Source organism: Bacillus cereus group sp. BceL291, assembly GCF_051776705.1.
In the GTDB taxonomy this organism is placed as follows: domain Bacteria; phylum Bacillota; class Bacilli; order Bacillales; family Bacillaceae_G; genus Bacillus_A; species Bacillus_A cereus.
Genome location: NZ_JBPWAP010000003.1, coordinates 113,672 through 134,993 on the forward strand (window position 1 = coordinate 113,672; position 21,322 = coordinate 134,993).

The window sequence follows — 21,322 nt, forward strand, 5'->3', positions numbered from 1 at the left end:
GATTAATGAAGACTTGAATCCACCTCTTAAGGAGGCACTAGCATGTCAGATTACCTCGTAATCGTGGAGTCGCCTTCTAAGGCGAAGACCATTGAGAAATATTTAGGGAAAAAATACAAAGTTGTCGCGTCTATGGGACATGTTCGCGATTTGCCAAAAAGTCAAATGGGGATAGAAGTAAAGAACAACTTCACCCCGAAGTATATTACCATTCGTGGTAAAGGTCCCGTCTTAAAAGATTTAAAATCAGCGGCCAAAAAAGCAAAGAAAGTCTATCTCGCGGCCGATCCAGACCGTGAAGGGGAAGCGATTGCTTGGCATTTAGCGAATACGTTAAATGTGGACGTTGAATCAGATTGTCGGGTTGTGTTTAATGAGATTACGAAAGATGCGATCAAAGAATCATTTAAACATCCTCGTGCAATTAATATGGATTTAGTGGATGCACAACAAGCAAGACGTATACTTGATCGTCTTGTTGGTTACAATATTAGTCCTTTATTATGGAAGAAAGTAAAAAAAGGATTAAGTGCAGGACGTGTACAATCTGTAGCAGTTCGTTTAATCATCGAGCGTGAAAGGGAAATTCAAAACTTTGAACCTGAAGAATTCTGGACAATTAAAACAGAATTTGTAAAAGGAAAAGACACATTTGAAGCAAGCTTTTACGGTGTAGATGGTGAAAAAGTTCAATTAACAAATGAAACGCAAGTGAATGAAATAATTGAACAGATGAAAGACAATGCGTTTTCAGTTGAAAATGTAACGCGCAAAGAGCGAAAACGTAACCCTGCATTACCGTTTACAACATCTTCCTTGCAACAAGAAGCAGCCCGTAAGTTAAACATGCGAGCAAAGAAAACAATGATGCTTGCACAGCAATTGTATGAAGGGATAGATCTTGGAAAACAAGGAACTGTAGGTCTTATTACGTATATGAGAACTGATTCAACACGTATCTCAGAAACAGCTCAAACAGAGGCTCGTACTTACATCACTGAAGCGTATGGTACGGAATACATAGGAACAGAAAAGAAGAAAGAAACGAAAAAGTCAAATGCACAAGATGCGCATGAGGCAATTCGTCCTACTTCGGTAATGAGAAAGCCAGAGGAACTAAAAAGTTTCTTAGGTCGTGATCAACTTCGATTATATAAATTGATTTGGGAGCGATTTGTTGCAAGTCAAATGGCGTCTGCTATAATGGATACTGTGACAGCGAGACTCATTAATAACAATGTTCAGTTCCGTGCAAGTGGATCGGTTGTAAAGTTCCCGGGATTTATGAAAGTGTATGTAGAGTCAAAAGATGATGGTGCTGAAGAAAAGGATAAGATGTTGCCGCCTTTAGAAGTAGGGGAAACTGTATTTTCAAAGGATTTAGAACCAAAGCAACATTTTACACAACCTCCTCCGCGCTATACAGAGGCTCGCCTAGTAAGAACACTTGAAGAACTTGGAATTGGAAGACCGTCGACATATGTACCTACACTTGAAACGATTCAAAAGCGTGGGTATGTAGGCTTGGATAATAAACGCTTCGTTCCGACTGAACTTGGTGAAATAGTAATTGAACTTATTTTAGAGTTTTTCCCAGAAATTATTAACATTGAATTTACTGCCAATATGGAGCAAAGCCTTGATGAAGTAGAAGAAGGAAATGCGAATTGGGTAAAAATTGTTGATGATTTCTACGTAGGTTTTGAACCGCGTTTAGAAAAAGCGGAAAAAGAAATGCGTGAAGTGGAAATTAAAGATGAACCAGCTGGGGAAGATTGTGAATTATGTAATCACCCAATGGTCTTTAAAATGGGTAAATACGGGAAATTTATGGCTTGCTCGAATTTCCCAGATTGTCGTAATACAAAGCCGATTGTGAAAGAAATCGGTGTTACTTGTCCAAAGTGTGATAAGGGTCAAATTATTGAACGCCGTAGTAATAAAAAGAAACGTCTTTTCTATGGGTGCGGTACGTATCCGGAATGCGACTTTGTATCTTGGGATAAGCCAATTGGTCGTAAGTGTCCGAAGTGCGAAGGCATGCTTGTAGAGAAAAAGTTGAAAAAAGGCGTGCAAGTACAATGTATTTCGTGCGATTATGAAGAAGAACAACAAATGTGAGCGTAACTGCTCACATTTTTTTCGGGAAGAAAAGGAAAGGTGATATAAATGACAACACAAGTAGTAAACGTCATTGGCGCAGGTCTTGCAGGAAGTGAAGCAGCTTATCAAATTGCAAAACGTGGTGTCCAAGTTAGATTATATGAAATGAGACCGGTAAGGCAAACGCCAGCTCATCACACAGATAAATTCGCTGAATTAGTATGTAGTAACTCACTTCGTGCAAACACTTTAACAAATGCAGTTGGCGTTATTAAAGAGGAAATGCGCTTAATGGATTCTGTAATTATTCGTGCGGCGGATGAGTGCTCTGTACCAGCTGGAGGCGCTTTAGCTGTAGACCGTCATGAGTTCGCAGCTAAAGTAACAGAATACGTAAAGAACCATCCAAATGTAACTGTAATGAATGAAGAAATTACAGATATTCCAGAGGGACCGACAATTATTGCTACAGGTCCATTAACATCTCCTGATCTTTCTGCAAAATTGAAAGAATTAACAGGAGAAGATTATTTCTACTTCTATGATGCTGCAGCCCCAATCGTAGAAAAAGACAGCATTGACATGAATAAAGTATATTTAAAATCGCGTTATGACAAAGGTGAAGCTGCATATTTAAATTGCCCAATGACAGAAGAAGAGTTTGATCGTTTTTATGAGGCTCTAATTGCTGCTGAGACAGTGCCTTTAAAAGAGTTTGAAAAAGAAATTTTCTTTGAAGGTTGTATGCCAGTAGAGGTTATGGCAAGTAGAGGGAGACAGACGTTAGTATTTGGACCTATGAAACCTGTTGGATTGGAAGATCCAAAAACAGGGAAAACGCCATATGCTGTTGTTCAGTTACGTCAAGATGATGCAGCGGGAACTTTATACAATATCGTAGGTTTCCAAACACATTTAAAGTGGGGACCGCAAAAAGAAGTGCTACAGTTAATTCCAGGATTAGAAAATGCAGAGATTGTACGTTATGGTGTAATGCATCGTAATACGTTTATTAATTCACCTAATTTGCTTCGTCCAACATATCAATATAAACAACGGGATGATTTATTCTTCGCTGGTCAAATGACTGGAGTAGAGGGATATGTTGAATCAGCAGCATCAGGATTATTAGCAGGAATTAATGCTGCGCGTCTTGTGCAAGGTGAAGAGCCAGTTGTATTACCGCCAGTAACTGCGATGGGTAGCATGGCAAATTACATTACGGCAACGAACGCTAAAAACTTCCAACCGATGAATGCGAACTTCGGTCTATTTGCACCGTTAGAGAAGAAGATTAAAAAGAAAGCAGAACGAAATGAGGCGTACGCAGCACGCGCTTTAGAAACGATTCGAAATTTTGTAAATATTTAGTTAAATTTCTTGCAAAGGCTACTAAGTTGTGATACGATTTAGTAGCCTTTATTGAGGTGAGTTGTGTGAATGTGAAGAAATTGTTACAATTATTCGTTGGATATTTACAAATTGAAAGAAATTATTCAAAATATACAATTGCAAGTTATCAAAATGATTTAGAACATTTTGTGCAATTTATGGAACGAGAAGGCATATCCTCTTTTTTAGACGTTACATACGCGGATGTTCGTTTGTACTTAACGACGTTGCACGATGAGAAGTTAGCCCGTAAATCTGTCGCAAGAAAAGTATCAAGCTTACGAAGTTTATATCGTTTTTTGATGCGTGAAGGTTATCGAAAGGATAATCCGTTTGCACTTGCGTCACTCCCCAAAAAAGAATTGTCAATCCCAAAGTTTTTATATGCTGAAGAGTTAGAGGAATTATTTGAAGTTTCTGACACGGAAACACCATTAGGTCAAAGGAATCAAGCTTTGTTAGAGTTGATGTATGCGACTGGGATCCGTGTGAGTGAATGTGTCAATTTACAACTTACCGATATTGACTTTGCGGTGGGAACAATTTTAGTAATGGGAAAAGGAAAAAAACAAAGGTATATTCCGTTCGGAAGCTATGCGCAAGATTCTTTAATTACTTATATAGAGAATGGGAGAAAACAGTTAGTTAATAAGACTGACGAAGACTCTCATATGGTATTTTTAAATGCGAAAGGTAAACCGCTAACAAGTCGTGGAGTTCGTTATGTTTTAAATGAACTCATTAAAAAGGCTTCGCTGACAATGCGGATAAGTCCCCATATGTTAAGGCATACATTTGCTACACATATGCTAGATGAAGGGGCGGATTTACGTACTGTACAGGAGTTATTAGGCCATGAAAATTTGTCGACGACACAAATTTATACACATGTCTCTAAAGAAAGATTGCGTTCTGTTTACATGAAGCATCACCCGCGGGCATAAATTGCTTTAAAAGCTATAAAAACAAATAAAGGAGTTTTTTCTATGGGAAATTTCCACGCTACAACGATATTTGCAGTTCATCATAATGGAGAATGTGCAATGGCTGGAGATGGCCAAGTGACAATGGGAAATGCTGTTGTAATGAAACATACAGCTCGTAAAGTTCGTAAACTTTTCCAAGGTAAAGTTTTAGCTGGTTTCGCAGGATCAGTTGCTGACGCATTTACTCTTTTTGAAATGTTTGAAGGGAAATTAGAAGAGTATAATGGCAACTTGCAGCGTGCTGCTGTTGAAATGGCCAAACAATGGCGTGGCGATAAAATGTTACGTCAGCTAGAAGCAATGCTCATTGTCATGGATAAAACAACTATGCTCCTTGTTTCAGGTACAGGAGAAGTGATTGAACCGGATGATGGTATTTTAGCAATTGGATCTGGTGGGAATTATGCACTTTCTGCAGGTCGTGCTTTAAAGCAATATGCAAGTGAACACTTAACAGCGAAGCAAATTGCGAAAGCGAGTTTAGAGATTGCTGGCGATATTTGTGTTTATACGAATCACAACATAATTGTTGAAGAATTGTAGAATCGTAAGGGAGGCATTTTATATGCATTTACATTTTACTCCGCGCCAAATTGTGGAAAAATTAGATCAATACATCATCGGTCAAAAAGACGCAAAGAAAGCGGTTGCTGTAGCGTTGAGAAATCGATATCGTCGCAGTAAATTAGCTGAAAATTTACGTGACGAAATTGCACCTAAAAATATCTTAATGATTGGACCGACAGGTGTTGGGAAAACAGAGGTAGCACGACGAATGGCGAAACTCGTTGGAGCACCTTTTATTAAGGTTGAGGCTACAAAATTCACAGAAGTTGGATATGTGGGTAGAGATGTAGAGTCAATGGTACGTGACCTGGTGGAAACATCGGTTCGTATCGTAAAAGAAGAAATGGTAGTGAAAGTTCAAGATAAAGCCGAAGAGCAAGCGAATCAACGTCTTGTTGAAATTTTAGTACCGAGTCCAGAGAAACAATCTGGATTCAAAAATCCATTAGAGATGCTTTTTGGAGGTACTCAAAATTCGAATCAAACGTCTGATACACAAGAAGATGTTGAAATCGAAAAGAAGCGTCAAGATGTGGAGAGAAAGCTTGCTGCAGGGCTTCTTGAAGACGAAATTGTATCGATTGAAGTGACTGAACAACAGTCTTCCATGTTTGATATGTTACAAGGAACTGGCATGGAGCAAATGGGAATGAATTTCCAAGATGCGCTAGGAAGTTTTATGCCGAAAAAAACGAAAAAACGTAAACTTTCTGTAAAAGAAGCAAGAAAACTCTTGACAAATGAAGAGGCACAGCGCTTAATTGATATGGATGAAGTTACACAAGAGGCTGTTTATCGTGCTGAACAGCTCGGGATTATTTTTATCGATGAAATTGACAAAATTGCTGGTAAGCAGTCGAATAGCGTAGATGTATCACGTGAAGGTGTGCAACGTGACATTTTGCCGATTGTAGAAGGGTCGAATGTTGCGACAAAATACGGATCAGTAAAAACGGATTATATTTTATTCGTTGCAGCTGGAGCGTTCCATATGTCTAAACCGTCGGATTTAATTCCGGAATTGCAAGGGAGATTTCCGATTCGAGTAGAATTAACAAAATTATCGACAGACGATTTTGTTAAAATACTAATCGAGCCTGACAATGCGTTAATTAAACAATATATGGCATTATTAGCGACTGAAGGTATAGAAATTGAATTTTCAGACGAAGCTATTCGTAAGATTGCTGAGATTGCTTATCAAGTTAATCAGGATACAGATAATATTGGAGCAAGAAGACTTCATACGATTATGGAGAAGCTCCTTGAAGATTTATCGTTTGAAGCATCTGAAATTACGTTAGAGAAAATAACGATAACACCTCAATACGTTGAGGAGAAATTAGCAACAATTGCTAAAAATAAAGATGTGAGCCAGTTTATTTTGTAATAGTGTCATCAGGTGACTCGCCCTAGTTTCCAAGTGATGAAAAAATATGTGAGTAACATGTAGGAGGAACTTTTGAAATGGAATTATTAGCAAAAACGAGAAAATTAAATGCGTTATTACAGAGTGCAGCAGGGAAGCCTGTAAACTTTAGAGAAATGTCTGACACAATGTGTGAAGTAATCGAAGCAAACGTATTCGTAGTTAGCCGTCGTGGTAAATTACTAGGTTATGCAATTCACCAACAAATCGAAAACGAACGCATGAAGCAAATGCTTGCAGAACGTCAATTCCCAGAAGAATATACACAAAGCTTATTCAACATTACAGAAACATCTTCAAACTTAGATGTGAACAGTGCTTACACAGCATTCCCAGTAGAAAACAGAGAATTATTTGGTCAAGGTTTAACTACAATCGTACCAATCGTTGGTGGCGGTGAGCGTCTAGGTACATTAGTATTAGCTCGTCTTGGTCAAGAGTTCTTAGATGATGATTTAATCCTTGCTGAGTACAGCTCAACTGTTGTAGGTATGGAAATTTTACGTGAAAAAGCAGAAGAAATCGAAGAGGAAGCACGTAGTAAAGCTGTTGTTCAAATGGCGATCAGCTCATTATCTTACAGTGAGTTAGAAGCGATTGAGCACATCTTCGAAGAATTAAATGGAACAGAAGGTTTACTTGTTGCAAGTAAAATTGCTGATCGCGTAGGAATTACTCGTTCTGTAATCGTAAATGCACTACGTAAATTAGAAAGTGCTGGTGTTATTGAGTCTCGTTCTTTAGGTATGAAAGGAACATACATTAAAGTGCTAAACGACAAGTTTCTACAGGAACTTGCTAAATTAAAAACAAACTAATTTGTAAAAAACTCTCCTCGATTGAGGAGAGTTTTTTATGTGCAATGGATAGATGGTGCTTGTGAAAAGTGTCATAAGCGTGTTTTCTGAGAAAACTATTAATTGTATTTATTTTTTTGCTTAAAAGAAATGAAGGTTGGTAATACTGGAATTCGAGTATGAACAAAGAAAGTTTTACATTGTTCGCATTTTCGACTTGATTGTAATATTTCAGTATGATATAGTAAGCAGTGGTGTCAGTACAAAGTACACACGTTTACTGATTTAAGTGTTGGTGCTACGTTTGTAGTTTCGCTTAGAGATGAAGTAAACGGAGGATATCAAAAACCATTTAGGAGGAACTATATTATGTCAGTAATTTCTATGAAGCAATTGCTTGAAGCTGGTGTTCATTTCGGACATCAAACTCGTCGTTGGAACCCAAAAATGAAGCGTTACATTTTCACAGAGCGTAACGGTATCTACATCATCGACTTACAAAAAACTGTGAAAAAAGTTGAGGAAGCTTACAGAACGATGCGCGACATCGCTGCTGAAGGCGGAGACATCTTATTCGTAGGTACTAAAAAACAAGCACAAGAAGCTATTAAAGAAGAAGCAACTCGTGCTGGTATGTACTTCGTTAACCAACGTTGGTTAGGCGGAACTTTAACAAACTTCCAAACAATCCAAAAGCGTATCAAGCGTCTTAAAGACATCGAAAGAATGCAAGAAGATGGTACTTTCGAAGTACTTCCTAAGAAAGAAGTTGTTCAACTTAAAAAAGAGTTAGAGCGTCTTGAGAAATTCTTAGGCGGTATTAAAGATATGAAAGGTCTTCCAAGTGCATTATTCGTAGTAGACCCTCGTAAAGAGCGTATTGCAGTTGCTGAAGCACGCAAATTACACATTCCAATCATCGGTATCGTTGATACAAACTGTGATCCAGACGAAATCGATCACGTTATCCCAGCAAACGATGATGCAATTCGTGCTGTAAAACTTCTTACATCTAAAATGGCAGACGCGATCCTTGAAGCAAAACAAGGTGAAGAAACTGTTACTGCGTAACAAAGTTGGAAAGGTGATAAGGGGTTCGGCCTTTTATCACCTTTTTTAAGGTATAAACACCTTTATAAAAGGTATAAATACATATTTTAGGAGGATGAAAAGTATGGCAATCACTGCTCAAATGGTAAAAGAATTACGTGAAAAAACTGGCGCAGGTATGATGGACTGCAAAAAAGCTTTAACAGAAACTAACGGCGACATGGAGAAGGCAATTGACTTCTTACGTGAAAAAGGTATTGCGAAAGCTGCTAAAAAAGCTGACCGCATTGCTGCTGAAGGTTTAACTTTCATCGAAACAAACGGTAACGACGCTTTAATCTTAGAATTAAACTCTGAAACTGATTTCGTTGCGAAAAACGAAGGTTTCCAAACACTAATTAAAGAATTAGCTGCTCACTTATTAACTAACAAACCAGCTAACGTTGAAGAAGCTATGGCTCAAACAATGGAAAACGGTAAAAAAGTTGAAGAGCACATCAACGAAGCAATCGCTAAAATTGGTGAAAAACTTACACTTCGTCGTTTCGAAATCGTATCAAAAACTGATGCAGATGCATTCGGCGCTTACCTACACATGGGTGGACGCATTGGTGTATTAACAGTTCTTGAAGGTTCTACTGATGAAGCTGCTGCTAAAGATGTTGCAATGCACATCGCTGCAGTTAACCCTAAATACATCGACCGCGATGCTGTAACAGCTGAAGAAGTTGAGCATGAGCGTCAAGTATTAACACAACAAGCATTAAACGAAGGCAAGCCTGAGAAAATCGTTGCAAAAATGGTTGAAGGCCGTTTAGGCAAATTCTTCGAAGAGATTTGCTTACTTGACCAAGCATTCGTTAAAAACCCTGATATGAAAGTTCGTCAGTTCGTTGAGTCTAAAGGCGGAACATTAAAAGGATTCGTTCGCTACGCTGTTGGTGAAGGTATCGAAAAACGCGAAGACAACTTTGCTGAAGAAGTAATGAACCAAGTAAAAGGTAGCAACTAATACAGATTAGGGAACACATTGTGTTCCCTTTTTTAAAATAAAGATGTAAGCAATTGGAGGTTCATTATGAGTAAACCGAAATATAATCGTGTCGTTTTAAAGCTAAGTGGAGAAGCTTTAGCTGGAGAGCAAGGATTTGGAATTAACCCAACTGTTATTAAGTCAGTTGCGGAACAAGTAAAAGAAATTGCAGAACTTGATGTAGAGGTTGCTGTTGTTGTTGGTGGCGGTAACATTTGGCGTGGGAAAATTGGAAGTGAAATGGGCATGGATCGTGCAGGGGCAGATTACATGGGCATGTTAGCGACAGTTATGAATTCATTAGCTCTTCAAGATAGCTTGGAGAATATCGGAATTCAAACTCGTGTACAAACTTCAATTGAGATGCGTCAAGTTGCAGAACCTTACATTCGTCGTAAAGCAGTTCGTCACTTAGAGAAAAAACGTGTTGTTATCTTTGCAGCAGGTACAGGTAACCCATACTTCTCTACAGATACAACAGCAGCATTACGTGCGGCAGAAATTGAAGCAGATGTAATTTTAATGGCGAAAAACAATGTAGATGGTGTATATAATGCGGATCCATCTATTGATCCAACAGCTACGAAATATGAAACGCTTACTTACTTAGACGTATTAAAAGAAGGTTTAGGTGTAATGGATTCTACAGCTTCTTCTCTATGTATGGATAATGATATTCCATTAATTGTATTCTCAGTTATGGAAAAAGGTAATATTAAACGTGCCGTTTTAGGCGAAAATATCGGAACAGTGGTAAGGGGGAAATAAATATGGGACAACAAGTATTGAAGTCTTCAAATGAAAAAATGGAAAAAGCAGTTGCTGCTTATTCTCGTGAATTAGCAACAGTTCGTGCTGGCCGTGCAAACGCGTCTGTATTAGATAAGGTACAAGTTGATTACTATGGTGCACCAACACCAGTTGTGCAATTAGCGAACATTACAGTTCCAGAAGCGCGTTTACTAGTAATTCAACCTTATGATAAAACTTCTATCGGTGATATTGAAAAAGCAATTTTAAAAGCAGATTTAGGCTTAAATCCTTCTAATGATGGAACTGTAATTCGTATTGCATTCCCTGCATTAACAGAAGAACGTCGTCGTGATCTTGTAAAAGTTGTGAAAAAATATGCTGAAGAAGCTAAAGTTGCTGTTCGTAACGTACGTCGTGACGGAAATGATGATCTTAAGAAGCTTGAAAAAGCTGGCGAGATTACAGAAGATGATTTAAGAGGATATACTGAAGATATCCAAAAAGAAACAGATAAATATATTGCAAAAGTTGACGAAATCGCAAAAAACAAAGAAAAAGAAATCATGGAAGTGTAATAGCGATAACTTCGCAATTATGACCCTCTTCTTAAGGGGGTCTTTTTACACTTTTAGGCATACGTCTGCTTGCTGGAGGGTATGAATGATGTTTAAAAACTTTCCTTTTTTTAAAGGTAAAAAGGACACATCGTTTGATCATCTCGTTGAAGAAGTGAAAAAAGGATATATCCCAGAACATATTGCCATCATTATGGATGGGAATGGAAGATGGGCAAAGAGGAGAGCAATGCCTCGTATTGCGGGACATCATGAAGGTATGCAAGTTGTAAAGAAAATTACAAAATTTGCAAGTAAACTTAATGTGAAAGTGTTAACTCTTTATGCTTTTTCAACTGAGAACTGGAAAAGACCGAAAAAGGAAGTTGATTATTTAATGAAGCTTCCAGAAGAATTTCTAGGTACATTTTTACCAGAATTGATTGAAGAAAACGTACAAGTCCGAGTAATAGGGCAAAAAGATCGTCTTCCTACGCATACACGCAGAGCGATGGAGAAAGCCATGGAAGATACGAAAGAGAATACGGGATTAATTCTTAATTTCGCGTTAAACTATGGAAGTCGAGATGAAATCGTTTCTGCTGTGCAACATATGATGAAAGATAATGAGGAAGGAAAAATTCGTTCTGAAGAGGTAAGTGAAGAAATGCTTTCCTCCTACTTAATGACGAGTTCTTTACCTGATCCAGAGTTGTTAATCCGAACAAGCGGAGAGCTACGTATTAGTAATTTCATGTTATGGCAAATTGCATATTCGGAGTTTTGGTTTACAGACGTATATTGGCCAGACTTCAAAGAAGAACATTTGCTAAATGCGATTACTGACTTTCAACATAGAGGGCGCAGATTCGGAGGCGTGTAGAAAGAGAGGGTTTGGTAGTGAAACAGAGAATTATTACTGGAGTGGTTGCTGCCGCGCTATTCATTCCCATCGTAATATACGGTGGCGTGCCTTTTACGGTTTTAGTGTATGCACTTGCTTCTATAGGTTTATATGAATTAATTCGTATGAATAAGCTTACGCTTATTTCAGTACCGACAGTTTTAGCTGCAGTATTATTGTGGATTCTTTTAATTCCAAGTAGTGCATCAGAACTGTTTACATGGATTGGATTAGGTAAATTGGAAATCACATTTGTGATTGTTTTATTACTTTTATCATATACAGTCCTTTCTAAGAATACATTTACTTTTGATAATGCTTCATTTTTACTGATGGCAACGACATATGTGGCAATGGGATTCTTATATTTAAATGAAACGAGAATATTAGGAATTAAATATGTATTTTGCGCATTATTTGTTATATGGGCTACTGATTCAGGCGCATATTTCGTAGGAAAAGCATTGGGCAAGAGAAAATTGTGGCCAGAAATCAGTCCAAATAAAACGATTGAAGGTTCATTAGGGGGCATCGTTTGTGGAATTATTGTGGCACTTGTTTACAACGTGTTCTTCCCAGTCGAATCGAATGTAGTAATTTTAATTGTGCTGACAATTATTATTTCTATTTTTGGACAAATTGGTGATTTAGTACAATCTGCTTTTAAACGTCATTATGGCGTAAAGGATTCAGGTACAATTTTACCTGGGCATGGTGGTATATTAGACCGAACAGATAGTTGGTTATTCGTTTTACCAATTCTCTACTTCTTATTACAATATAATTAATAAATGAACGAGGGGTTGGAGTCATGAAAAACATTAGTTTATTAGGTGCAAGCGGATCAATTGGTACACAAACTTTAGATGTATTACGCTCGCACCCAGACCAATTCCGTCTCGTTGCTTTTTCTGTAGGGAAAAATATTGACTACGCAGTAAAGGTAATTCAAGAATTTTCTCCGCAAATCGTCTCTGTGCAAAGAGAAGAAGATGTTTTAAAATTACAATCTGTTTCTGGTAATACAAAAATTGTATATGGTAGTGAAGGACTTTTAGAAGTAGCACTACATCCAGATGCGGAGATTGTAGTAAATGCTGTTGTAGGTAGCGTAGGGTTGTTACCAACACTTCGTGCAATTGAGGCGAAAAAAACAATTGGAATTGCAAATAAAGAAACGTTAGTAACTGCAGGACATCTTGTAATGGAAGCAGCACGAAAACATAATGTTTCGTTACTTCCAGTTGATAGTGAACATTCGGCTATTTTTCAATGCTTGAATGGTGAAAATGAAAAAAGAATTTCTCGTCTTATTATAACGGCTTCTGGTGGAAGTTTCCGCGATAAAACGAGGGATGAATTGCATCATGTGACCGTAGAAGATGCGCTTCGACATCCAAACTGGTCAATGGGTTCGAAAATTACAATTGATTCTGCTACAATGATGAATAAGGGACTAGAAGTAATTGAAGCACATTGGCTTTTTGGTATTCCTTATGAGCAAATCGATGTTGTTTTACATAAAGAAAGTATTATCCATTCTATGGTTGAATTTGAAGATCGTAGTGTAATGGCGCAGCTTGGTTCACCTGATATGCGAGTACCAATTCAATACGCACTTACATATCCGGATAGATTGCCTCTTTCAGACACAAAACAGTTAAACTTATGGGAAATAGGGACGTTGCATTTTGAGAAAATGGACCAAGAACGATTCCGTTGTTTACGTTTTGCGTATGAAGCTGGAAAAGCAGGTGGAAGTATGCCAGCTGTAATGAACGCAGCGAATGAAGTAGCTGTTGAAGCCTTTTTACAAAAGAGAATTGATTTCTTAACAGTGGAAGACCTCATTGAAAAAGCAATGAACCATCACAATGTCATTGCACGACCGAGCTTAGAGGAAATTTTGGAAATTGATGCGGCCACAAGACGGTTTGTGATGGAACAAATTTAGCAAAGGTGGTTATGGAATTGAATACAGCGATTGCCTTTATATTAATTTTCGGTGCACTCGTATTTTTCCATGAGCTAGGGCATCTATATTTCGCAAAAAGAGCAGGTATTTTATGCCGCGAGTTTGCGATTGGTTTTGGTCCGAAAATATTCTCATTTGAAAAGAATGAAACGGTGTATACGATTCGATTACTGCCCCTTGGTGGCTATGTAAGAATGGCTGGCGAGGATGCGGACACAGTTGAGTTAAAGCCTGGGAAAAAGGTTGGCCTTGTATTAAATGAAAAAGACGAAGTTGTGAAATTAGTTTTTGATGGATATGAAAAGTATCCAAATGTTCGTGTTATTGAAGTCGAACAAGCTGATTTGGAGCATAATTTAACAATTTCGGGCTATGAAGAGTACGAGGAAGAGCTTCAAACATTCCGAGTGAATGAAAAGGCTCGTATTATTACTGCGGGGGAAGAAATTCAAATTGCCCCGTATAATAGACAATTTGGCTCGAAAAAACTAGGGCAACGCGCTTTAACAATCTTTGCGGGTCCTGCAATGAACTTCATTTTAGCATTTGTTATTTTTGTGATTCTTGGATTTGTACAAGGGGTTCCTGTTGACAAACCAATGGTCGGAAAAGTGATGGATAACAGTGCAGCACAGCAAGCTGGATTGAAAGAGAATGATACAATTCAAGCTATTGATGGGAAAAACACAAGTACATGGAAAGATGTTGTTACTATTGTACGTGAAAACCCAAATAAAGAAATTACGTTACAAGTAAAGCGTGATAATGAACAGTTTAATGTGAAAGTAACGCCAACACTCGATAAAGAAGGTAAAGAAGAAGTTGGTAGAATTGGTGTCTACTCTCCTGTAGAGAAAACAGTGATGGGTTCTATTAAATCAGGTTTTGAACAAACGTACCAATGGACGAAACTAATTTTTGAGTCTCTTGTGAAATTAGTAACTGGTCAATTTTCTATTAATGAGTTGTCAGGTCCAGTAGGAATTTATAATCTAACAGATCAAGTTGTAGATTATGGGTTTACGCGTGTACTAAGTTTAGCTGCAGTTCTAAGCATTAATCTTGGTTTATTTAATTTATTACCAGTTCCTGCTTTAGATGGTGGCCGTTTATTCTTCTTCTTAATTGAAGCGTTACGAGGGAAACCAATTGATCGCCAAAAAGAAGGAATGGTTCACTTTATTGGTTTTGCATTATTAATGTTACTTATGTTAGTTGTAACTTGGAATGACATTCGTAAGTTTTTCTTGTAAAATAAAGTGAAACTTATAATGAAATAGAGCTCGTAGAATAAAATCCCTCACCTAACTCGAGGTGAGGGGTTTTACTGCGTGTAAGAGTAAAATGAAGAGGTGCAAATAAATGAAACAAAGTATGGTATTCAGTCCTACATTACGTGAAGTTCCAGCTGATGCTGAAATTAAGAGTCATCAGCTATTACTTCGTGCAGGTTTTATGCGTCAAAATGCTTCTGGTATTTATAGCTTTCTACCATTTGGATTAAAAGTATTACACAAAGTAGAACGTATCGTTCGAGAAGAAATGGAGCGCGCAGGAGCTGTAGAATTAGTAATGCCAGCTATGCAAGCTGCAGAATTATGGCAAGAATCAGGTCGTTGGTATTCTTACGGATCTGAATTAATGCGTATGAAAGATCGTAACGCTCGTGAATTCGCATTAGGAGCGACACATGAGGAAGTAATTACGGATCTTGTGCGTGATGAAGTGAAATCATATAAAAAATTACCGTTAACATTATACCAAATTCAAACAAAATTCCGTGATGAGCAAAGACCTCGTTTCGGCTTATTACGTGGAAGAGAGTTTCTAATGAAAGATGCCTACTCTTTCCATGCTACACAAGAGAGCTTAGATGAAGTATACGATCGCTTATATAAAGCATACTCTAACATTTTTACTCGCTGTGGCTTGAATTTCCGTGCAGTTATTGCTGATTCTGGAGCAATGGGCGGAAAAGATACACATGAATTTATGGTATTATCTGATGTTGGTGAAGATACAATTGCATACTCTGACACATCTGATTATGCAGCAAACATCGAAATGGCTCCTGTTGTAGCTACGTATACGAAGAGTGACGAAGCAGAAAAAGCACTTGAAAAAGTAGCAACACCAGACCAAAAAGCAATTGAAGAAGTATCTGCATTCTTAAACATTGCAGCTGACAAGTGCATTAAGTCTATGGTGTTTAAAGTAGATGAGAAATTAGTAGTTGTACTTGTTCGTGGTGATCACGAAGTAAACGATGTGAAAGTGAAAAATGTATATGGCGCTTCAGTTGTTGAGCTTGCTTCTCATGAAGAAGTAAAAGCATTATTAAATTGTGAAGTTGGTTCATTAGGACCGATTAATGTAACAGGTGATATCGAAATTATTGCTGATCACGCTGTAGCATCAATTGTTAACGGATGTTCAGGAGCGAATGAAGAAGGGTTCCATTATGTAAATGTAAATCCAGAACGTGACTTTAAAGTAAGTCAATATACAGATTTACGCTTTATTCAAGAAGGAGACCAATCTCCAGATGGAAACGGAACAATTCTTTTCGCACGCGGAATTGAAGTTGGTCATGTATTCAAATTAGGAACTCGTTATAGTGAAGCAATGAACGCAACATTCCTAGATGAAAATGGAAAAACACAACCACTTATTATGGGTTGTTACGGTATCGGTGTATCTCGTACAGTAGCAGCAATTGCAGAGCAATTTAACGATGAGAACGGCTTAGTTTGGCCAAAAGCGGTAGCACCGTTCCATGTGCATGTAATTCCAGTAAATATGAAATCTGATGCACAACGTGAAATGGGTGAAAATATCTACAACTCATTACAAGAACAAGGCTATGAAGTGTTATTAGACGATCGTGCAGAACGTGCAGGTGTTAAATTTGCAGATGCAGATTTATTCGGTCTTCCAGTTCGTGTTACAGTTGGTAAAAAAGCAGACGAAGGTATTGTAGAAGTGAAAGTACGTGCTACAGGTGAGTCTGAAGAAGTAAAAGTAGAAGAACTTCAAACATATATTGCAAATATTTTAAAATAAGAAGAGGTACCTCGTAATGGGGTACCTTCTCTTTCTTTGTAAACGTATTTTGTAAAAGAAGAGGTGAGAAATCTTTCTTTGTGGTACGTTTCAATTTATAATAGCAAATGGAAGGAGAGTGCTTATGTCTTTAACAAATGAACAACAAGAGCGATTTCAAATTTTGCTCCAGCAGTTGCAAATACCAAACGACCTTATAAATCAATATTTACAAGGCGGTGGTATTGAAAGGCTCGTTATTGATAAAGCGAATAAAAGTTGGCATTTTGATTTACAAGTGCCACGTATTTTGCCTACAGAATTATATGAATTGCTAGAAACAAAGCTTAAGCAATCATTTTCTCATATTGCAAGAACAACATTTGCATTAGAAACAGAGAATAAACAATTTACAGAAGAAGAAGTGAGGGCGTATTGGCCGCTTTGTACGGAACGAATTACATTTTCACCTATGTTCGCATACTTAAAGAAGCAGCTTCCACAGGTGAATGGAGTGAAGTTGTTAATAAATGTAAATAACGAGCTGGAGTCTACGGCTTTAAAGAAAAACGTTGCGAAACCAGTAGGGGATCAATACGAAGTTTTTGGATTCCCGCGTTTTCAGTTAGACACACATATACAGCAAAATACAGAAGAAATGCAAAAGTTTCGTGAACAAACGCAGCAAGAAGACCGTGAGCGTGTTATACAAGCTATGGAAGAAATGGCGAAGAAGCAAGCTGAAGAAAGCAGCGTTGTGTATGAAGGACCGATTACACTCGGGTATCTTATTAAGCCAGATGAAGAGATTACACCGATGCGAGAAATTCAAGATGAAGAAAGAAGAAAAACGGTTCAAGGATATGTCTTCCATGTAGAAACAAAAGAGCTTCGTAGTGGGCGTACGTTATTAACTTTAAAAATAACGGATTATACGGATTCTATTATGATCAAAATGTTCTCGCGTGACAAAGAAGATATTCCAATGCTGCAATCCTTGAAAAAAGGAATGTGGGTGAAAGCGCGTGGTTCTGTTCAAAACGATACATTCGTTCGAGATTTAGTAATGATTGCAAATGATATTAATGAAATAACAGGACCGTCTCGTAAAGATAAAGCACCAGAAGGCGAAAAACGAGTAGAGCTGCATCTCCATACTCCGATGAGTCAAATGGACGCTGTCACTCCAGTTTCTAAGCTTGTTGCTCAAGCTGGTAAATGGGGACATGAGGCTATTGCGGTTACAGATCATGCCGTGGCTCAGTCCTTCCCAGAGGCGTATTCTGCAGGGAAGAAGGCTGGTGTTAAAGTTATATATGGTGTAGAAGCAAATCTAGTTAATGATGGTGTACCGATAGCGTATAACGAAGCGCATCGTTTACTTGCAGAGGAAACGTATGTTGTTTTCGACGTTGAGACGACAGGTTTATCAGCTGTATACGATACAGTCATTGAGTTGGCTGCCGTAAAAGTAAAGGGTGGCGAAATTATTGATCGCTTTGAATCTTTCGCAAATCCACATCAACCATTATCAGCGACGATTATTGAATTGACAGGTATTACGGATGATATGTTAACTGATGCACCTGAAGTGGACGAAGTGTTTAAAAAGTTTGAGGAATGGATGGGCGACCATACACTTGTTGCCCATAACGCGAGCTTTGATATGGGCTTTATTAACGTAGGTTTTAAAAAGGCTGGACTAGAAAAAACGAATAATCCAGTTATTGATACGTTAGAACTTGCACGATTTTTATTCCCAGAAATGAAAAATCATCGATTAAATACGATGTGTAAAAAACTTGATATTGAATTAACACAACATCACCGTGCGATTTATGATACAGAAGCGACGGGATATTTACTTGTGAAAATGTTGAAAGACGTAATTGAAAAGGGATTTGAATATCACGATCAATTAAATGATAGCATGGGACAAGGGGATACGTATAAGCGTGGCCGTCCAAGTCATATGACGTTACTTGCCACATCAGATGTTGGATTGAAAAATTTATATAAACTTGTTTCATATTCTCACCTTAATTACTTTTACCGTGTACCACGTGTGCCGAGATCACTATTAAAAAAATATCGTGAAGGGATTTTAGTAGGAACGGCTTGTGATAAAGGTGAAGTGTTCGAGGCAATGATGCAAAAGGCACCTGAAGAGGTAGAAGAAATTGCCCAGTTCTATGATTACATTGAAGTAATGCCTCCAGAGGTGTTGCGTCATTTAGTAGAACGTGAGCTTGTTCGAGACGAAGGTCAATTAAAAACAATTATTTCTAACTTAGTAAAACTAGGTGAGACGTTAGATAAACCAGTTGTTGCTACAGGAAACGTGCATTATTTAGACCCTGAGGATGCGATGTATCGTAAAATTTTAGTCAGTTCGCAGGGCGGAGCCAATCCGTTAAATCGACATTCATTACCGCCAGTACATTTCCGTACAACTGATGAGATGTTAGAATGTTTTTCATTCTTAGGTGAAGACAAAGCGAAAGAAGTTGTTGTAACAAATACACAAAAGATTGCGTCATTAATTGGTGATGTGCATCCAGTAAAAGACGATCTATACACACCGAAAATTGAAGGTGCTGATGATGAAACGCGTGATATGAGTTATAAAATGGCGCGTAGCATTTATGGTGAAGAGCTACCGGAAATTGTAGAAGCACGTTTAGAAAAAGAATTAAAAAGTATTATTGGGCATGGATTCGCTGTAATTTATTTAATTTCACATAAGCTTGTGAAAAAATCGTTAGTAGACGGATATCTAGTAGGTTCGCGTGGATCGGTAGGGTCATCATTTGTTGCAACGATGATGGAAATTACAGAAGTAAACCCATTACCACCACACTATGTATGTCCGAAGTGTAAGCAATCAGAATTCTTTAATGATGGTTCTGTAGGTTCTGGTTTTGACTTACCAGATAAAGAATGTCCTGCTTGTAATATTCCATATGTAAAAGATGGACATGACATTCCTTTCGAAACGTTCCTTGGATTTAAAGGAGATAAGGTGCCCGATATCGATTTGAACTTCTCTGGGGAATACCAACCACGTGCCCATAACTATACGAAAGTACTGTTCGGTGAAGACTATGTATATCGTGCAGGAACGATTGGTACAGTTGCGGAAAAAACTGCTTACGGATATGTAAAAGGTTATGCAAATGATCATAACTTAACGATTCGAAATGCAGAGATTGATCGCTTAGTAGCAGGGTGTACCGGTGTAAAACGTACAACAGGACAGCATCCAGGCGGTATTATCGTTGTGCCAGATTACATGGATATCTTTGATTTCTCACCAATACAGTACCCAGCTGATTCAATTGGTGCTGAATGGAGAACAACGCATTTTGATTTCCACTCGATTCATGATAATTTATTAAAACTTGATATACTAGGACACGATGATCCGACCGTTATTCGTATGTTACAAGATTTAAGTGGTATTGATCCGAAAACAATCCCAACGGATGATCCAGAAGTAATGAAAATTTTCTCTGGTCCAGAATCGTTAGGGGTAACGGAAGAGCAAATTAACTGTAAAACAGGTACACTTGGTATACCAGAGTTTGGTACAAAATTCGTAAGACAGATGTTAGAAGAGACAAAACCGACGACATTCTCAGAGTTAGTCCAAATTTCTGGACTATCACATGGTACTGACGTATGGCTTGGTAATGCAAACGAGTTAATTTATAACGGTACATGTACGCTGAGCGAAGTTATCGGTTGTCGTGATGACATCATGGTATATTTAATCTATCAAGGTCTAGATCCATCATTAGCCTTCAAAATCATGGAGTCGGTTCGTAAAGGTAAAGGTGTACCGGAAGAATGGGAAGAAGACATGAAAAATAATAATGTACCAGGTTGGTATATTGATTCATGTAAGAAGATTAAATACATGTTCCCTAAAGCCCATGCGGCTGCTTACGTACTTATGGCTGTACGTATCGCATACTTTAAAGTACATTTTGCACTGTTATTCTATGCCGCATATTTTACAGTTCGTGCAGATGATTTTGATGTAGAGGCAATGGCGAAAGGTTCAGCATCTATACGTGCAAGAATTGATGAAATTGCTCAAAAGGGACTCGATGCTGCGCCGAAAGAGAAGAGTTTATTAACAGTACTAGAAATGACACTTGAAATGTGTGAGCGTGGATACTCATTCCAAAAGGTGGATTTATACCGCTCACATGCAACAGAATTTATTATTGATGGAGACACATTAATTCCTCCATTTAATGCGGTACCTGGTCTTGGTACAAACGCAGCTTTAAGTATTGTGGAAGCACGTAAAAATGGAGACTTCTTATCAAAAGAGGACTTGCAGCAGCGTAGTAAGGTTTCGAAAACAATTATTGAGTATTTAGATAGTCAAGGTTGTTTAGGAGATTTACCGGATCAAAACCAGTTATCACTGTTCTAGTAGGTAGGAAAAGTCTTTGCAAATCAACATTTCCTATGATATACTATTAACCGAGATAACCATGTCATGTATATTGTGTAAAGAAAAGAGTGGGGAAACCCACTCTTTCGTGTTACTATCTATGTTTTCTCTACGTAGATAGGTAAAAGATTTCTGTCGTATATACATATTTTGTTACAAGTTTTACTTCTTAAATTTGGTAATACTAAGACAGATAATCCCTGCTGAACAGCAGGGGCTTTTGTTAGCTAACGAGAAAGAATAAGATAGACCGTTTTTAAAGTGGCGGG

16 protein-coding genes are annotated in these 21,322 nt (G+C 37.9%); all 16 read left to right on the forward strand.

Features of this window, described 5'->3' with window-relative positions; all coding sequences use genetic code 11:
• Positions 1-42: 42 nt before the first annotated feature.
• The 16 genes from topA (at position 43) to ACS2CR_RS04045 (ending at position 21,032) form a co-directional block, all read left to right on the forward strand.
• Positions 43-2,121 carry a type I DNA topoisomerase gene (gene topA, locus ACS2CR_RS03970; RefSeq protein WP_001286963.1) on the forward strand — a complete coding sequence of 693 codons (2,079 nt, stop codon included), beginning with the start codon at positions 43-45 and terminating at the stop codon, positions 2,119-2,121.
• 48 nt (positions 2,122-2,169) lie between these two features.
• The gene (gene trmFO, locus ACS2CR_RS03975; RefSeq protein WP_000213002.1) at positions 2,170-3,474 is read left to right on the forward strand and encodes an FADH(2)-oxidizing methylenetetrahydrofolate--tRNA-(uracil(54)-C(5))-methyltransferase TrmFO; all 1,305 of its coding nucleotides are present in this window, start codon (positions 2,170-2,172) and stop codon (positions 3,472-3,474) included.
• A gap of 65 nt (positions 3,475-3,539) precedes the next feature.
• Positions 3,540-4,439, forward strand: coding sequence for a tyrosine recombinase XerC (xerC, locus tag ACS2CR_RS03980; RefSeq protein ID WP_001101241.1), 900 nt, complete (start codon positions 3,540-3,542; stop codon positions 4,437-4,439).
• 42 nt (positions 4,440-4,481) lie between these two features.
• A complete protein-coding gene (gene hslV / locus ACS2CR_RS03985; RefSeq protein WP_000526272.1) occupies positions 4,482-5,024 on the forward strand; it encodes an ATP-dependent protease proteolytic subunit HslV in 543 nt (180 codons plus the stop codon).
• A gap of 22 nt (positions 5,025-5,046) precedes the next feature.
• Positions 5,047-6,438 carry an ATP-dependent protease ATPase subunit HslU gene (gene hslU / locus ACS2CR_RS03990; RefSeq protein WP_000550087.1) on the forward strand — a complete coding sequence of 464 codons (1,392 nt, stop codon included), beginning with the start codon at positions 5,047-5,049 and terminating at the stop codon, positions 6,436-6,438.
• A gap of 77 nt (positions 6,439-6,515) precedes the next feature.
• Positions 6,516-7,295, forward strand: coding sequence for a GTP-sensing pleiotropic transcriptional regulator CodY (gene codY / locus ACS2CR_RS03995; protein ID WP_000421290.1), 780 nt, complete (start codon positions 6,516-6,518; stop codon positions 7,293-7,295).
• A 348-nt stretch (positions 7,296-7,643) separates the two neighbouring features.
• Positions 7,644-8,345, forward strand: a complete 702-nt coding sequence (gene rpsB, locus ACS2CR_RS04000; protein ID WP_000111485.1) for a 30S ribosomal protein S2 — start codon at positions 7,644-7,646, stop codon at positions 8,343-8,345.
• Between the two features lie 103 nt (positions 8,346-8,448).
• Positions 8,449-9,336 (forward strand): translation elongation factor Ts, encoded by an 888-nt coding sequence (gene tsf, locus ACS2CR_RS04005; protein ID WP_001018578.1) that lies wholly within the window; start codon positions 8,449-8,451, stop codon positions 9,334-9,336.
• Positions 9,337-9,402: 66 nt separating this feature from the next.
• Complete coding sequence (gene pyrH, locus ACS2CR_RS04010) at positions 9,403-10,125, forward strand: UMP kinase (RefSeq protein ID WP_000042668.1); 723 nt, start codon at positions 9,403-9,405, stop codon at positions 10,123-10,125.
• Positions 10,126-10,127: 2 nt separating this feature from the next.
• A complete protein-coding gene (gene frr, locus ACS2CR_RS04015) occupies positions 10,128-10,685 on the forward strand; it encodes a ribosome recycling factor (protein WP_000531501.1) in 558 nt (185 codons plus the stop codon).
• 85 nt (positions 10,686-10,770) lie between these two features.
• Complete coding sequence (uppS, locus tag ACS2CR_RS04020) at positions 10,771-11,547, forward strand: isoprenyl transferase (RefSeq protein WP_000971296.1); 777 nt, start codon at positions 10,771-10,773, stop codon at positions 11,545-11,547.
• 17 nt (positions 11,548-11,564) lie between these two features.
• Positions 11,565-12,356 carry a phosphatidate cytidylyltransferase gene (gene cdsA, locus ACS2CR_RS04025; protein ID WP_000813592.1) on the forward strand — a complete coding sequence of 264 codons (792 nt, stop codon included), beginning with the start codon at positions 11,565-11,567 and terminating at the stop codon, positions 12,354-12,356.
• 23 nt (positions 12,357-12,379) lie between these two features.
• Positions 12,380-13,522: a 1-deoxy-D-xylulose-5-phosphate reductoisomerase gene (gene dxr, locus ACS2CR_RS04030; protein ID WP_000790372.1), complete on the forward strand. Its 1,143-nt coding sequence runs from the start codon at positions 12,380-12,382 to the stop codon at positions 13,520-13,522.
• A 17-nt stretch (positions 13,523-13,539) separates the two neighbouring features.
• On the forward strand, positions 13,540-14,796 hold the full coding sequence (gene rseP, locus ACS2CR_RS04035) for an RIP metalloprotease RseP (RefSeq protein WP_001090245.1): 1,257 nt from the start codon (positions 13,540-13,542) through the stop codon (positions 14,794-14,796).
• 109 nt (positions 14,797-14,905) lie between these two features.
• The gene (locus tag ACS2CR_RS04040) at positions 14,906-16,606 is read left to right on the forward strand and encodes a proline--tRNA ligase (RefSeq protein ID WP_153602388.1); all 1,701 of its coding nucleotides are present in this window, start codon (positions 14,906-14,908) and stop codon (positions 16,604-16,606) included.
• A 124-nt stretch (positions 16,607-16,730) separates the two neighbouring features.
• Positions 16,731-21,032, forward strand: coding sequence for a PolC-type DNA polymerase III (locus ACS2CR_RS04045; RefSeq protein ID WP_053512442.1), 4,302 nt, complete (start codon positions 16,731-16,733; stop codon positions 21,030-21,032).
• The last annotated feature ends 290 nt before the right edge of the window (positions 21,033-21,322 follow it).

Excerpts from the sequence above, each read along its gene's own strand:
- frr (WP_000531501.1), top strand. The coding sequence starts at position 10,128 with ATGGGACAACAAGTATTGAAGTCTTCAAATGAAAAAATGGAAAAAGCA.
- codY (WP_000421290.1), top strand. The coding sequence starts at position 6,516 with ATGGAATTATTAGCAAAAACGAGAAAATTAAATGCGTTATTACAGAGT.
- rpsB (WP_000111485.1), top strand. The coding sequence starts at position 7,644 with ATGTCAGTAATTTCTATGAAGCAATTGCTTGAAGCTGGTGTTCATTTC.
- hslU (WP_000550087.1), top strand. The coding sequence starts at position 5,047 with ATGCATTTACATTTTACTCCGCGCCAAATTGTGGAAAAATTAGATCAA.
- hslV (WP_000526272.1), top strand. The coding sequence starts at position 4,482 with ATGGGAAATTTCCACGCTACAACGATATTTGCAGTTCATCATAATGGA.
- ACS2CR_RS04045 (WP_053512442.1), top strand. The coding sequence starts at position 16,731 with ATGTCTTTAACAAATGAACAACAAGAGCGATTTCAAATTTTGCTCCAG.
- uppS (WP_000971296.1), top strand. The coding sequence starts at position 10,771 with ATGATGTTTAAAAACTTTCCTTTTTTTAAAGGTAAAAAGGACACATCG.
- tsf (WP_001018578.1), top strand. The coding sequence starts at position 8,449 with ATGGCAATCACTGCTCAAATGGTAAAAGAATTACGTGAAAAAACTGGC.
- pyrH (WP_000042668.1), top strand. The coding sequence starts at position 9,403 with ATGAGTAAACCGAAATATAATCGTGTCGTTTTAAAGCTAAGTGGAGAA.
- dxr (WP_000790372.1), top strand. The coding sequence starts at position 12,380 with ATGAAAAACATTAGTTTATTAGGTGCAAGCGGATCAATTGGTACACAA.
- trmFO (WP_000213002.1), top strand. The coding sequence starts at position 2,170 with ATGACAACACAAGTAGTAAACGTCATTGGCGCAGGTCTTGCAGGAAGT.
- ACS2CR_RS04040 (WP_153602388.1), top strand. The coding sequence starts at position 14,906 with ATGAAACAAAGTATGGTATTCAGTCCTACATTACGTGAAGTTCCAGCT.
- topA (WP_001286963.1), top strand. The coding sequence starts at position 43 with ATGTCAGATTACCTCGTAATCGTGGAGTCGCCTTCTAAGGCGAAGACC.